The sequence below is a fragment of the Mediterraneibacter flintii genome, assembly GCF_055387595.1.
In genome coordinates this window covers 3382891-3396597 of sequence record NZ_AP031405.1, presented here as the reverse complement: position 1 = coordinate 3396597, position 13707 = coordinate 3382891, and the positions used below count along the sequence as shown (strand labels likewise).

Below are 13707 nucleotides of genomic sequence, written 5' to 3'. Positions count from 1 at the left end.
AGACCAAACCGCAGGGCGGCAAAAAAGGAGGCGAACATAAGAAGTGAGACTGTCAGAGGGAGAACGAAAAGAAACGGACTGTATGCAGATAGAAAAAATGATGCAGGAACAGAAACGTTTTTTTCAATCAGGAAGCACCAGAGAAATAGAGTTTCGAATACAGCATTTGAAACATCTTTATACAGCCGTACAAAAGGGAAGAAAAGCGATTGAAAGAGCGCTTTTTCTGGATTTGGGAAAGCATGAGACTGAAGCTTACGAGACGGAGATTGGTATGGTGCTTTCGGACATACGTTATACGATTCGCAGGCTTTCTGTCTGGGCCAGGGAGAAGAGGGTGCGCACACCGTTTTATTTGTTTCCAGGAAAAAGTGCGATACGCAGGGAGCCATACGGGCAAGTATTGATTATGGGGCCGTATAATTACCCGTTTCAGCTTCTGATGGAGCCACTGATCGGGGCGATTGCCGCCGGAAATTGCGTTGTATTGAAGCCTTCAGAGCTGGCGCCCCATACCATGCTGGTGATCGAAAAGCTAATAGAAAAAACATTTGCAGAAAAGTATATTTGCTGTATCTGCGGTGGGGTTGCTGTGAACCAGGAATTGTTAAGCCAAAGATTTGATTATCTGTTCTTTACAGGAAGTGTAAGGGTAGGCAGGCTGGTGATGAAGGCAGCGGCAGAGAAGCTGACGCCTGTCACGCTGGAGCTGGGTGGAAAAAGTCCTGTGATTGTAGAAAAAAGTGCGAATATAAAACAGGCGGCTCACAGGATTATGTGGGGGAAGCTGCTCAATGCAGGACAGACCTGTGTGGCGCCTGATTACGTGCTGGTAGATGAGAAAGTCAAGGAAGAGTTACTTCGGGAACTGAAAAAGGCAGTGAAAAAGCTGTATGGAACAGATATTCAAAAGAACAGAGACTTCGGCAGAATTATCAATGAGAGGCATTACGATCGTCTGGAAGCAATATTGAAGGAGGATGCGGAATATCAATTTTTTTCCTGTGGGAGAGACAGAAAAGAACGGTATATAGGCCCTGTTATTCTGGATTTAAAAACAGTGGAAAATGCAGCATGTATGCAGGAGGAAATATTTGGCCCGATTCTGCCGGTTTTGTCTTATAAAACACTGAAGGAAGCCATATGCTTTGTGAGAAAAAGAGAGAATCCCCTGGCACTTTATATTTTTACAAGAAATAAGGAGATTGCAAGGTGGATTCTGAATCATACAAAGTCAGGCGGAGCAGCGGTAAACGATACAATTAGTCATCTTGTAGGGACAAACCTGCCTTTTGGCGGTGTGGGAAATTCCGGAATGGGAAACTATCATGGGAAATATAGCTTTTATACATTTACCCATGAACGCAGCGTATATACAAAACCGGCCAGATTGAATCTGACAGTAGGATATCCGCCATATAAGAGGTGGAAGGAAAAGCTGTTGTATAGGATATTTCATTAAGTCTGCAATAAAAATACGTCTTGTAAAAGAGGAGGGCCTCTAAATACAAGGCGTATTTTTTGTGGATTATTCGCTGTAGTTCCTTTCTATATTAAAGAATGTGCTTTTTTAGAATGGGTAGTGAATGTCAAAATGAATTTATATTACAATATATAAATTAGAAAAATACAAGGAGAATAAAAAATGAAAAAAAGTGATAATAAAGATATTAATTTAGAATGTGAGAAAATCATGCGTTAGTTTTTCTTATAGAGGATTTAGAGTTTGATGAAGAAAAAGTGTACAAGCTCTTAGAAGAATATATAGAAGAGCAATTAGATGATTCTGTATACATTTCTAATAGTAGATACATAGGGTTAAGTTTTTTTGATTATAAAAATGAAAGGTTTACATTTCGCTTTGCTGATTATAAAGAGAGTATAAAACTGGTAAATACAGGTGACAGCATGTATACGCGAAGTCATAATACTACGATGCTTGTTAGAGAACAAGTGGATATAGAGAAGCAAATTCAAGCAGCTGTAAATTTTGTCCTTAATGATAAATATAATTAGATTAGTAATTTAAAATAATATATTGACAAATATATATAACTAGTGTACTATCTAACTATATCACTAGAACATCTATCCGAAGAATATTTACTCTGTGATCCAGGAGGATGTGACAGTACAAAGGAGGGTGACATGGATTATAATACAGAGATGCCGATTTATTTACAGGTTATAAAAGATTTGAAGAAAAAGATGGTGCAGGGACAGTTAAAGCCCGGAGACAAAATGCCTTCCAACCGAGAACTCGCGGTACTGTATAAGATTAATCAGAATACGGCAGCAAGAATCTATCGGGAAATGGAGACGGCCGGATATTGTTTTACAAGGAGAGGAATAGGAACATTTGTCGTGGAGGAGCAGGAAATGTTTGGGACAATTAAGCAGGAAATGGCAGAGGAGCTTTTAAAAAATTTTATGAGAGAAATGAAGGATCTGGGATACCAAAAAGATGATATTATTTTCCAGGTTGCAGATTATAAGGAGGAAGAGTAATGATTTTACAATGCATAGGACTGAATAAATCGTTTGGAAATAAAAAAGCAGTGAACGATTTTAACATGAAACTTTCAGAAGGAAAAGTATATGGCCTTCTGGGAGAAAATGGAAGTGGGAAAACAACATGGATGAAAATGGTGGCGGGGCTTACGAAGCCGACATCAGGAGAAATTATTTATAAAGAGGCGCCGTGGAATTATAAAGATAAAAGCGAGATTGCATATATGTCTACTGAGCCGTTTTTTTATGATTTTATGAGCATTAAAGACGTAGCAAGGTATTATGCAGATTTCTTTGAAGACTTTGATACAGAAAAATTCCAAAAGATGACGGACAAAGTGGGACTTGAGGAGTCAATGAAAATAAAGACGCTTTCTACAGGAATGACAGCAAAACTGAAGGTTGTAGCTACACTTTCGCGCAGCGCTTCTTTGTTCCTGCTGGATGAACCGCTTAATGGAATTGACTTCAAGGCGCGGGAGGAGATCATTTCTATAATTCTGGATGAAGCAGACAGCAAAAATTGTTTCGTGATTTCTACCCATCTGATAAACGAGATAGAAAGCTTTATTGACGAGGCTGTTTTTGTAAAAAACGGACAACTGATTCTCCAGACAGAGACAGAAAAGGAACGTATGCAAAACGGAAAATCTATTGCAGATATTTACATGGAGATTATGTAGGAGGGGTAAGACATGGGTAAAATTATAAAATATGAGTGGAGAAAACAGCGCACAGCACGGCTGATTATATTGTTCGGACTGGCGGTGTGCCTGCTTGCATTTTTGGCAGGGATTATTTTGAAAAAGGATACAACAGTGGCGCTGAGTATTGGAATTATGTTTGCGGGAGCATTTTTGGTGATTTTTTATACAGGAATAGAAAGCCTTCTTGTATTTAACAGAGATTTGCGGACAAAACAAAGCCATATGCTGTGGATGATTCCGAAATCGGTATGGGAAATTTTAGGTGGTAAATTTATAGCTGCGATTTTACAGATGTTTTTCGTATTTGCGGCATTTACAGTGGCAGGCTGTATCTGTTTTACTGTCGGAATGATGAAGGTCGGGGGTATAAAGATGTTATTTGATGCGGCAAAGCAGTTGGCAGACGCGATATTACTTGGAGGCGTGGACTGGAAATGGTTTTTAATAGTTATGCTTTTTATGTTTGTCGCGTGGGCGGAGATTATCATGATCGGATTTCTGGCGATCATTATATCCAGGACACTTTTCTTGAATTCTAAATTTGCAGGGCTGTTTTCCGTTATTCTGTTTTTTGTTATCAACTGGATCGTAGAAAAAGGCTATTCGTTGATATGTGATTTGTTCCATGTATCCGCACTGGAAATACAGATATGGGATTTTGTATATTATGCGGTAGTAGGTATTGTACTTTTTGTGGTATCGGGAGTGCTTGCCGATAAAAAGTTAAGTGTATAAATAGATTTAAAAATCAGGAAATAGAACTGCCATGTCTTCCGGCAGGGGTGCGGTAAAGCGCATGGTTTCCTTTGTAATCGGATGTACAAATGTAAGACGCCAGGAGTGAAGTGCCTGGCGTTTTATATATTCCATATCTGGATTATATAGATAATCTCCGATAAGCGGGAATCCCAGATGCTTCATGTGCACTCTTATCTGGTGTGTGCGTCCGGTTTCAAGCTGAAGCCGGATAAGGCTGTGCGTGTCTTTTTCGTTTAGAGCTCTCTCCTGCACAGTTTTATAATGAGTAACAGCTCGTTCTCCATGCTCAAAGTCAACCATGCGCTCTACAATCGATATGCCTTTTCTGGCAAGGGGAGCCTGAATTGTGCCTTCAGAAGGTGTAACGTGTCCCCTTACAATAGCGAGGTATTCTCTGCAGATTTCATGGCGCTGTGTCATAGCTGAGAGAAGATTGGAACTAAGCATATGCTTGGCAATGACAGTTAAGCCGGATGTGTCCCGATCCAGACGGTTCGTGCATCGGAAGATAAAGGGTTTATTCTGTTCCTTATAGTACCATGCGAGTGCATTTGCAAGAGAATTACAATAGTTGTTCAAAGAAGGGTGCACAGGCATTTTGGCAGGTTTATTGACAACAAGGATATCTTCATCTTCATAGACAATGCTAAGCGGCATGTAAACAGGTGGAATCTTCTGAGAAGAATGGATTTCCTGTATGTGTACCACGAGCGTGTCGCCTGTATAAACGCGCTGATTCAGATGGAACCACTGCCCGTTTACGAGGATACTTTCAGGCATTTTCTTTAAATCCGTCAGATTTTGTCGGGAGTATCCTTGCTTTCTTAAAAACTGCTCAATGCGGAGATTATTTTCATTTTCTTTTATTTGATAAATTAATGTACGGTTCATGGAACAATCATAAGGCGGGGAGTAAAGATTGTCAAGGAAAAGGAAGGTTCTAAAAATTATAAGTAATCAGCCATACAGTGGCGGCAGCCACGATAAGCACGTAGTGCGGTTTTACGAATGGCGCGGGCTGAACTGTTACAATTATAATAATTTACTGTATAAAAAACATTTCAAAGGAACTGTTTTTTTGCCAAGCTTTAGAAGAATTTCTTTTTCTCCGGAACGGATAAATCCTCTGTGCTCGTAAAACTGGTAAGTGCAGGCGTTGTCAGTATATAGGTATACCTGCTTTCCTTTTTCTTTGCTCTTTAGCTCATTTAGCAGGAGGGTTCCGATTCCCTTTCTCTTTACTTGAGGATTAGCGGCCAAGAAGGTGATCTCCCCATCGGGTTTATGCGTTTTGCAGTACTGGGAATATAGTTCTCTGTTTGTGTTATCATAGACATCGATACCGCCTTTTGCAAAAAGACGCTGTAGAGTATCAAAAAGTTTCACATATAAAGTCTTTCCAGGAGAACGATATTTCTGCGGTTCTCCTTTCATGTCGGCAAGAAGAACGCCAGCGAGTTCGTCACCGTAATATGCCGCAATGACCTGTGTGGCACGACTGACTTCCAGATACCAGAAATATCTCCCATATAAATGCAGCAAGAAAGAACTGTCCATGTACCAGTTAAAGTGCATACCGTCTATGGCAAATTGGATGGCTTTCTTATAGTCTTTTTTCTGTAAATCTCTGATTTCTATATCCAAACAACGTTCCTCCAGTCTTTTTAAATAGGATATACCGTAACTTACTCCCTGCGAGAGGACGGGCTTTGCCCGACAAGGTATACCCTAAAGGGCATACCGTAATACATTCCATTCGGGAGGGCAGGCTTCGCCTGATAAGGTATAGAATAGCAAAAAGAAATAGAAACTGCAAGAAAGCAGGGAAGACTTCTTGTAAACAAGGGGAACTTTCATGTATAATGAGGAAAGTCCGGATAAATGAATTTGTCCGGGTATAAGAGAAAATGTGAGGTACAAAGGAATGGACATAAACCAGAAGTTGACAGAAGAATTAGCAGTGAAGCGCTTTCAGGTGGATGCAGCAGTAAAATTGATCGATGAGGGGAATACAATTCCGTTTATTTCTAGATATCGTAAAGAAGCGACAGGGTCGCTCAACGATGAACAACTCCGTAAATTGTATGAACGGCTTGTGTATCTTCGAAATCTGGAAGAAAAAAAAGAACAGGTTTTATCAAGTATAGAAGAACAGGGAAAACTGACAGAGGAATTAAAAGCACAGATTCTTGCGGCAGAGACGCTGGTTGTAGTGGAGGATTTATACCGTCCGTACCGCCCTAAGAGAAGGACGCGGGCGACGATTGCGAAAGAAAAGGGTCTGGAACCACTGGCAGCAGTTATTACTCTGCAAAAGACAAAGGAACCTATCGAAAATATTGCAAAAGAGTATGTTTCAGAGGAAAAAGGCGTAACAGATGTAAAAGAGGCAATAGACGGTGCGAAAGATATTATCGCAGAATCTATTTCTGATGAGGCAGATTTTAGAAGCTGGATTCGCCGGATTACAATGAAGAAAGGGAACCTTACTTCTGCGGCGAAAAAACCGGAAGAAGAGTCTGTATATGAAATGTACTATGAATTTGAGGAACCAGTGTCTAAGCTCGCGGGACACAGAATTCTTGCAGTGAACCGAGGGGAGAAGGAGAAGATCCTGAATGTAAAGCTTACGGCGCCTGAAGAAGACATTTTGCGGTATCTGGAAAAACAGATCATTCATACAGAGAATCCATATACGACGCCGGTGTTGAAAGAAGTGGTAGAGGACAGCTACAAGCGTCTGATTGCTCCGGCGATTGAGCGTGAGATACGCAGTGAATTGACTGAGAGAGCAGAGGACGGGGCGATCGAAGTGTTTGGAAAAAATCTGCACCAGCTTTTGATGCAGCCGCCAATTACAGGGCAGGTGGTGCTTGGGTGGGATCCTGCATTTCGTACAGGATGCAAGCTGGCTGTAGTGGATGCTACGGGAAAAGTGCTGGGAACTACCGTTATTTATCCGACTGCCCCGACAACTCCGCAGAAAATTAAGGCATCTAAGGATCTGCTGAAAAAGATTATTCCGAAATATCACATTACACTGATTTCCCTGGGAAACGGAACTGCATCGAGAGAGTCCGAGCAGTTTATTACAGAACTTTTAAAGGAAATCCCAGAGAAGGTACAGTATGTAATTGTAAATGAAGCAGGAGCGTCGGTGTATTCCGCCAGCAAACTGGCAAGTGAGGAGTTTCCGAAATTCGACGTCGGACAGAGAAGCGCTGCTTCGATTGCGCGGCGTCTGCAAGATCCGCTGGCAGAATTGGTGAAAATTGATCCAAAATCAATAGGGGTAGGCCAATACCAGCATGATATGAATCAAAAGAAACTGGGTGAATCTTTAACGGGCGTAGTAGAAGATTGTGTGAATAAGGTAGGAGTGGACTTAAACACCGCTTCCGCACCTCTGTTATCTTATATTTCTGGAATAACCCCGACAATCGCCAAAAATATTGTGGCGTATCGGGAAGAAAATGGAAAATTCGAGGACAGGAAGGAACTTTTAAAGGTTGCAAAGCTAGGGCCCAAAGCATACGAGCAGTGTGCGGGATTTATGCGGATTCAGGGCGGCAGGAATCCTTTGGACGCCACAGGTGTTCATCCGGAATCCTATGAGGCGGCAGAAAAGCTGCTGAAAAAACAGGGATTTAAGCTGGAAGACATCACAGGCGGTAATTTAACCGGTCTGTCTCTCACAATTCGGGATTATGCCCGTCTTGCTGAGGAGCTTGGAATCGGAGAGATTACGTTAAGAGATATTGTAAAAGAGTTAGAGAAACCTGCACGTGATCCGCGTGAGGAAATGCCGAAACCAATTCTGCGGACAGATGTGTTGGAAATGAAAGATTTGAAAGAAGGAATGGTATTGAAAGGTACCGTCCGCAACGTGATCGATTTCGGCGTGTTCGTAGACATCGGAGTGCACCAGGATGGGCTGGTTCATATTTCCCAGATTACAGACAGATTTATTAAGCATCCACTAGAGGCTGTCAGCGTAGGAGACATTGTAGATGTGAAAGTAATGAGTGTAGATTTAAAGAAAAAAAGAATCCAGCTTACTATGCGGGGAATATAAAAAGCAGGGCAATTTTTTCCGCATACGAGGATAGGGTGCCTGAATGTACCGGCTTTCGGATACCATATAGCTTATAGCCTGGAAAGGATTTTTTGAAGCCTGCGTCCGGCAAAGACGGCTACAGTGATTTTAACAGCGTCGCCTGGCAGGTAAGGAATGACACCGACAGCAAGAGCCGATGCAAAGCTTAAATGCATTTGAAAAGCAAGCCAGACTGTCCCAAAGAGGTAGCAAACAATGGTGCCTAAAAGGAGGCCGGATAGCTGCAAAGGTAAATAGCTCTTAAAGCGTTCGGCAAAAAAGCCTCCGATAATTGCGAGAAAAAGATAACCGATTAAATAACCGCCTGTGGGACCTGCTATTTTTCCAAGTCCACTTCCAAAAGATGAAAAAACAGGGATGCCTGCGGCGCCGATAAGGAGATAGAGAAGACAGCTCACAGTCCCTTTTTTCACACCAAGAACAAAGCAAGACAAATAGAGTCCAAAAGTAGAAAGTGACAGAGGCACCGGACTAAATGGCAGCGGTATTGTAAAAGGACTTATGATGCATAGTACGGCTGTCATAAGTGCGGTTAGAGTAAGAGTTCGGGTTGAAGTATGAGTTGTTTTCATATATGAAAATCCTTTCTATACCCTAAAGGGCATACCGTAATACATTCCCTTCGGGAGGGCGGGCTTCGCCCGATAAGGTATACCCTGAAGGGCACCCCGTAACTTACTCCCTTCGGGAGGACGGGCTTCGCCCGATAAGGTATAAATAAATGACTTGTTTTTGGCAAACCTAAATTTTGCTTTGCGATAATAGAAGAAAAATGTCAGTCTATGTTAGAGTATAAAAGAGAAAAGATTAATTGTCAACTCTTAATCGGGGATAAGTTGACAATTGAGACGGAACAGCGTTTGGATTTTTAGATTTGGCGGGTAATGATTTTAGGAAATTAGATAGCAGGAAAAAGAATATTTACAAAAATTTTATATGGGTTAAAGGCAGGCTGTGCTATACTAAAATCTATACCTTATCGGGCGAAGCCCGTCCTCCCGAAGGGAATGTATTACGGTATGCCCTTCAGGGTATACCTTATCGGGCGAAGCCCGTCCTCCCGAAGGGATTTGTATGTACGCTGACGGAGATAATGGAGATATGGAGAAATGTTATGTTTGGATATGTTACGATATGTGAGCCGGAACTAAAAGTTAAAGATTTGCGTAAATATAAAGCATATTACTGTGGACTCTGCCATATTCTAAAAGATAAATATGGCATATCCGGACAGATGACACTGACCTATGATATGACATTTGCAATCATTCTTTTAACATCTTTATATGAAAGCCAGACCCGCACAGAATCCCACAGGTGCAAAGTGCATCCGGTGAAAAAGCAAATGATGCTGGAAAATGAAATCACAGGATATGCGGCAGATATGAATTTGCTTCTTGCATGGTATCACCTGGAGGATGATTGGAAGGACGAGAAAAAGGTGAGCGCATTTCTTGCAAAGGGTGCTCTAGGGCGTAAGGCGAAGCGGATTGCCGCAAAATATCCGCGTCAGAGCCGAGCAATTAGAGAATCTTTGGAAGAACTTGCCGTTTGTGAGAGAGAAAACAGCACAGATATTGACCGGACGGCAGGGTGCTTTGGGCATCTGATGGAAGAATTGTTTGTCTGGCAAAAAGATATGTGGGAAAAAAGCCTGCGCAGAATGGGCTTTTTTCTGGGCAAGTTCATATATATTATGGATGCTTATGAAGATTTGGAGGAAGATATTCAAAAAAACTGCTATAACCCATTAAAAGAGCTATATGGACAAAAAGAATATGAAGAAAAATGTAGGGAAATACTCTGTATGATGATTGCAGAATGCAGCGTAGAATTTGAAAAACTTCCATGTATTGTGGATGTGGACATTTTGCGAAATATATTGTATGATGGAGTGTGGAATCGCTATAATAAAATACAATTGAAGAAAAGAGAAGGAAAGGAATTACAAAAAAATGACAAAAAATCCGTATGATGTGCTGGGGGTATCGCCCAATGCGTCGGATGATGAGATAAAAAGAGCATACCGTGATTTGACGAGAAAATATCATCCGGATGCGAATGTCAATAATCCTTTGGCGGATTTGGCAGAAGAAAAATTTAAAGAAGTACAGGAAGCGTATGATACGATTATGAAGGAACGTTCTGGCGGTTATTCCGGCAGCAGCTCCGGAGGATATTCATATGGGTATCAAGGCGGATACAATCAGGCACAGCAGGATCCGCAGATGCAGGCGGCAGTAAACTATGTAAACAGCCGCCATTACCGAGAAGCTTTGAATGTGTTAGATCAGATACAGAACCGTACGGCAATGTGGTATTATGTCAGTGGATGTGCCAATGCCGGTCTAGGAAATAACCTGGTGGCAAGAGAGCATGCAGCACAAGCAGTTAATATGGAGCCAAATAATCTGCAGTATCGCCAGCTTTTGAATCAGTTGGATTTCAGTAGCCGCAGATACCAGAATAATCCATATGGAGGCGGCTATGGTGCAGGAGGTTCTTCCTGCGGAACAGGGAATCTATGTTGTGACTTATGGTGTGCGGACACTCTGTGTGAATGTATGGGAGGAGACCTTTGTTCATGCATGTAAAGGCAAAATCTATGGCGTTTGGCGGGCTGCTGCTTGCATTGTCGGTAGTGTGTATGGCACTTGGCAGCGTGATTGAGACAAATACATTGTTTCTTTTAGCAGCCGCATCTTACTTTGTAGGGATTGTTATCCGAGAATATGGAATAAAAATGGGGGCTGCGTTCTATTTGGCAGATGTTTTGTTAGGATTTCTTGTTGCGCCAAATAAGTTTTATGTTATTTCTTTTGCAGCAATGGGATTTTATATCCTTGCAGTAGAATTTGCGTGGGGTGTGCTTGAGAAGCGGCCACAGATAGGAAAGCGCCATATTTTATTTTGGATTATAAAATATATCATATTTAATGTAATGTACATTCCATTGGTACTGATTTTCCAGGAGATTCTATTTTCACGAAAGCTTCCGGAAATGATGTTGCTTATTGTAGTTGCGGCAGGTCAGTTAGGTATATGGATTTATGACAGGGCATATGAATATGTACAGGGACATATATGGAATAAAATGCGCGGCAGACTGCTGCGATAAAAAAGACCGTTTGTACTTCCAGGGAAGGACAACGGTTTTTTTGTGCAGTAGTCTGTACGGTCAAGAAAGAATAAAAGTCTGCTATTCATTTCGAGTAAGTAAACGAATAAGGCTGCTACATTTTGAAAAGAGGATTAAGAAAAATCTTGAAAAATCAATGTAGCACTCGTATAATTAAATCCGTATTAGGAATAGAAAGGAGAATCTATGGTTATGAGTATAAGAATTGGTATTTTAGGATATGGAAATCTGGGACGGGGCGTTGAGTGTGCGGTTAAACAGAACCCTGACATGGAACTGGCAGCAGTATTCACCCGCAGAAATCCAGAGGATGTAAAAATTTTGACAGAAAGTGCTTCTGTATGCAGTATTTCAGAGGTAGAAAGCTGGAAGGATAAAATTGATGTTTTGATTTTGTGCGGAGGAAGTGCGACGGATCTGCCAGAGCAGACTCCTGTTTATGCAAAATTGTTCAATGTGGTAGACAGCTTTGATACACATGCACGTATTCCAGAGCATTTTGCGAACGTAGATGCGTCTGCAAAAGAAGGCGGAAAAGTGGGAATTATTTCTGTAGGCTGGGATCCGGGAATGTTCTCTTTAACCAGAATGTATGCAAATGCAATCCTTCCGCAGGGAAATGATTATACCTTCTGGGGAAAAGGGGTAAGTCAGGGACATTCTGATGCAATCCGCCGCGTAGAAGGCGTAAAGGATGCAAAGCAGTATACAGTTCCTGTAGAGGCAGCCTTAAAGGCAGTCAGAAATGGGGAAAATCCAGAATTGACAACACGTCAGAAGCATACAAGAGAGTGCTATGTAGTGCTTGAAGAAGGCGCTGATGCGAAGAAGGTGGAAGAAGAGATCAAGAATATGCCAAATTACTTTGCGGATTATGATACAACTGTACACTTTATTAGTGAAGAAGAGCTGAAGAAAAATCATAGCGGAATCCCGCACGGTGGTTTTGTACTCCGCAGTGGAAAGACAGGCTGGAATGAAGAACACAATCATCTGATCGAATACAGCCTGAAGCTGGACTCTAATCCAGAATTTACAGCTTCTGTAATCGTTGCATATGCGAGAGCAGCTTATAGGCTGGCAAATGAAGGTGCGAAAGGATGCAAGACCGTATTCGATATTGCTCCGGCATATTTAAGCGCAAAGAGTGGAGAAGAATTAAGAGCACATATGCTGTAAATTATAGATTCAACGAAGCAATAAGTAGTGTGAAAAGAAACAGGAAGCCCTTGCGTCATGCTTTTGTGTAAGCATGGCGCAAGGGCTTCCTGTTTCTTTTTATTTGGCGGCTGCCGATAGTGAAAGGAAACGTATACCCTAAAGGGCATACCGTAATTCATTCCCTTCGGGAGGACGGGCTTCGCCCGATAAGGTATATGAAGTTGAATTACCTTCTCTTTTGGTGTCAATTCAATTATAATTTTTTCATTATTTCATGTATAACTTCTATATCTTCTTCCAGCATCTCTGCAATCTCTTCCGCCGCATATCCTTTTTGTACTTTCTTTTCTACCAGTTCTTTTAGTTTTTGTGTCAAGCCCTCTTTTAAACCGGAAGCATGTCCTTCCGAAAGACCTTCCTTGCGTCCTTCTTCACGTGCTTTTTCCTGCTCTAATATCTTTTCTTCCCATGCCTGCATGTACTTCACTCCAATCTTTTCACTGGATTTGATGGCGTGGATCCGTTTCTGGATATTATGTATCCTTTCACTGGTACAGGAGGCACTTACTTCCTCTGTGGTATGCTCCATATACCTTAACAGCTCTATCAGTTCTTGTGGTACGCCTTCTGCGTGCTGTCCGCGGGTATTTAAAAATATCCGAACAGCGTCGTCCTGTAATGACAATTCAGGTACTTCCTTACACTGCATCTGGAAGGTATATCGGTATAACCCATAGCCGAACAGATCAAAGGGACAGATAAGAATAATGTAGACGGGATTCAGCCTTTGGAATCCCACTTCTCCTGGCTTTAAAAGATTGGAATCGATGAGCGCCTGATAAAACCGGCTCCGCTTCGGCAGATTTCCTGTATCCTCTCTCTGCACCTCTGTGTTGTATATGCGCTCCTCTTCGTCCATTGCCCAGACATCCAGACGGACATACCGGTTCAATGGATGGATGCGCTGCTCCTTTTCTGTCTGAGGCAGGAGTTTTAAGACAACCTCCCTTCCCAGAATAATCTCCAACATGTCCCGCATTGTATCTGGGTCATCAGCAGCTTGTGAGAATAAAAAACGATCCAGCAGATTCAAATCCTTCAATGCTTTTTGTTTTTGTTCCATATTTACTTTTCCTCCTTTTATTATAGGGAAAAGCCTTACACTTTACAACACTTTCCCCTTAAGTTACACAACAGTTTCTTTTGTTTCATTGGGTAAAGATTCAGAATATCCGGACAGATACCTGCCGGAAAAATGATTGTCCATCAGATGAACATAAATAGAATGATACATGTAAATTTTTAGAATACAG

The 13707-nt window shown here is 41.7% G+C and carries 13 protein-coding genes; 9 read left to right on the top strand and 4 right to left on the bottom strand.

Going from position 1 to position 13707, the window contains the following annotated elements:
* The first annotated feature begins 43 nt into the window (after positions 1 to 43).
* From ACZ5C4_RS16250 to ACZ5C4_RS16235, 4 genes are all read left to right on the top strand, one after another.
* Complete coding sequence (locus ACZ5C4_RS16250; RefSeq protein ID WP_464521895.1) at positions 44 to 1462, top strand: aldehyde dehydrogenase; 1419 nt, start codon at positions 44 to 46, stop codon at positions 1460 to 1462.
* A gap of 686 nt (positions 1463 to 2148) precedes the next feature.
* Entirely contained in the window at positions 2149 to 2508 is a 360-nt protein-coding gene (locus ACZ5C4_RS16245; protein WP_186875672.1) for a GntR family transcriptional regulator, read from the top strand.
* Positions 2508 to 3194 (top strand): ABC transporter ATP-binding protein, encoded by a 687-nt coding sequence (locus tag ACZ5C4_RS16240; RefSeq protein WP_464521894.1) that lies wholly within the window; start codon positions 2508 to 2510, stop codon positions 3192 to 3194. The genes ACZ5C4_RS16245 and ACZ5C4_RS16240 overlap by 1 nt, the downstream gene beginning before the upstream one ends.
* Positions 3195 to 3206: 12 nt before the next feature.
* Positions 3207 to 3953, top strand: a complete 747-nt coding sequence (locus ACZ5C4_RS16235) for an ABC transporter permease (RefSeq protein ID WP_464521893.1) — start codon at positions 3207 to 3209, stop codon at positions 3951 to 3953.
* 6 nt (positions 3954 to 3959) lie between these two features.
* Here the strand turns inward: ACZ5C4_RS16235 and ACZ5C4_RS16230 are convergent, their stop codons facing one another.
* Both ACZ5C4_RS16230 and ACZ5C4_RS16225 read right to left on the bottom strand, forming a co-directional pair.
* The gene (locus tag ACZ5C4_RS16230) at positions 3960 to 4868 is read right to left on the bottom strand and encodes an RluA family pseudouridine synthase (protein ID WP_464521892.1); all 909 of its coding nucleotides are present in this window, start codon (positions 4866 to 4868) and stop codon (positions 3960 to 3962) included.
* A gap of 141 nt (positions 4869 to 5009) precedes the next feature.
* The gene (locus ACZ5C4_RS16225) at positions 5010 to 5621 is read right to left on the bottom strand and encodes a GNAT family N-acetyltransferase (RefSeq protein WP_464521891.1); all 612 of its coding nucleotides are present in this window, start codon (positions 5619 to 5621) and stop codon (positions 5010 to 5012) included.
* Positions 5622 to 5901: 280 nt separating this feature from the next.
* On the opposite strand from ACZ5C4_RS16225, the gene ACZ5C4_RS16220 reads away from it, so the two are divergent.
* Positions 5902 to 8052 carry a Tex family protein gene (locus tag ACZ5C4_RS16220; protein WP_464521890.1) on the top strand — a complete coding sequence of 717 codons (2151 nt, stop codon included), beginning with the start codon at positions 5902 to 5904 and terminating at the stop codon, positions 8050 to 8052.
* Between the two features lie 71 nt (positions 8053 to 8123).
* Here the strand turns inward: ACZ5C4_RS16220 and ACZ5C4_RS16215 are convergent, their stop codons facing one another.
* Positions 8124 to 8666, bottom strand: coding sequence for a biotin transporter BioY (locus ACZ5C4_RS16215; RefSeq protein WP_464521889.1), 543 nt, complete (start codon positions 8664 to 8666; stop codon positions 8124 to 8126).
* Positions 8667 to 9208: 542 nt separating this feature from the next.
* On the opposite strand from ACZ5C4_RS16215, the gene ACZ5C4_RS16210 reads away from it, so the two are divergent.
* From ACZ5C4_RS16210 to ACZ5C4_RS16195, 4 genes are all read left to right on the top strand, one after another.
* Complete coding sequence (locus ACZ5C4_RS16210; protein WP_464521888.1) at positions 9209 to 10069, top strand: DUF5685 family protein; 861 nt, start codon at positions 9209 to 9211, stop codon at positions 10067 to 10069.
* Positions 10050 to 10688 carry a J domain-containing protein gene (locus ACZ5C4_RS16205; protein ID WP_464521887.1) on the top strand — a complete coding sequence of 213 codons (639 nt, stop codon included), beginning with the start codon at positions 10050 to 10052 and terminating at the stop codon, positions 10686 to 10688. Before ACZ5C4_RS16210 ends, ACZ5C4_RS16205 begins: the two co-directional genes overlap by 20 nt.
* On the top strand, positions 10679 to 11212 hold the full coding sequence (locus ACZ5C4_RS16200) for a hypothetical protein (RefSeq protein WP_464521886.1): 534 nt from the start codon (positions 10679 to 10681) through the stop codon (positions 11210 to 11212). Before ACZ5C4_RS16205 ends, ACZ5C4_RS16200 begins: the two co-directional genes overlap by 10 nt.
* Positions 11213 to 11425: 213 nt before the next feature.
* Positions 11426 to 12412, top strand: coding sequence for a diaminopimelate dehydrogenase (locus ACZ5C4_RS16195; protein WP_464521885.1), 987 nt, complete (start codon positions 11426 to 11428; stop codon positions 12410 to 12412).
* A 235-nt stretch (positions 12413 to 12647) separates the two neighbouring features.
* Here ACZ5C4_RS16195 and ACZ5C4_RS16190 read toward each other — a convergent pair whose 3' ends face one another.
* The gene (locus ACZ5C4_RS16190; protein WP_464521884.1) at positions 12648 to 13517 is read right to left on the bottom strand and encodes an Rpn family recombination-promoting nuclease/putative transposase; all 870 of its coding nucleotides are present in this window, start codon (positions 13515 to 13517) and stop codon (positions 12648 to 12650) included.
* Positions 13518 to 13707: the final 190 nt, after the last annotated feature.

Excerpts from the sequence above, each read along its gene's own strand:
- ACZ5C4_RS16235 (WP_464521893.1), top strand. The coding sequence starts at position 3,207 with ATGGGTAAAATTATAAAATATGAGTGGAGAAAACAGCGCACAGCACGG.
- ACZ5C4_RS16215 (WP_464521889.1), bottom strand. The coding sequence starts at position 8,666 with ATGAAAACAACTCATACTTCAACCCGAACTCTTACTCTAACCGCACTT.
- ACZ5C4_RS16245 (WP_186875672.1), top strand. The coding sequence starts at position 2,149 with ATGGATTATAATACAGAGATGCCGATTTATTTACAGGTTATAAAAGAT.
- ACZ5C4_RS16240 (WP_464521894.1), top strand. The coding sequence starts at position 2,508 with ATGATTTTACAATGCATAGGACTGAATAAATCGTTTGGAAATAAAAAA.
- ACZ5C4_RS16220 (WP_464521890.1), top strand. The coding sequence starts at position 5,902 with ATGGACATAAACCAGAAGTTGACAGAAGAATTAGCAGTGAAGCGCTTT.
- ACZ5C4_RS16190 (WP_464521884.1), bottom strand. The coding sequence starts at position 13,517 with ATGGAACAAAAACAAAAAGCATTGAAGGATTTGAATCTGCTGGATCGT.
- ACZ5C4_RS16210 (WP_464521888.1), top strand. The coding sequence starts at position 9,209 with ATGTTTGGATATGTTACGATATGTGAGCCGGAACTAAAAGTTAAAGAT.
- ACZ5C4_RS16230 (WP_464521892.1), bottom strand. The coding sequence starts at position 4,868 with ATGAACCGTACATTAATTTATCAAATAAAAGAAAATGAAAATAATCTC.
- ACZ5C4_RS16195 (WP_464521885.1), top strand. The coding sequence starts at position 11,426 with ATGAGTATAAGAATTGGTATTTTAGGATATGGAAATCTGGGACGGGGC.
- ACZ5C4_RS16200 (WP_464521886.1), top strand. The coding sequence starts at position 10,679 with ATGCATGTAAAGGCAAAATCTATGGCGTTTGGCGGGCTGCTGCTTGCA.
- ACZ5C4_RS16205 (WP_464521887.1), top strand. The coding sequence starts at position 10,050 with ATGACAAAAAATCCGTATGATGTGCTGGGGGTATCGCCCAATGCGTCG.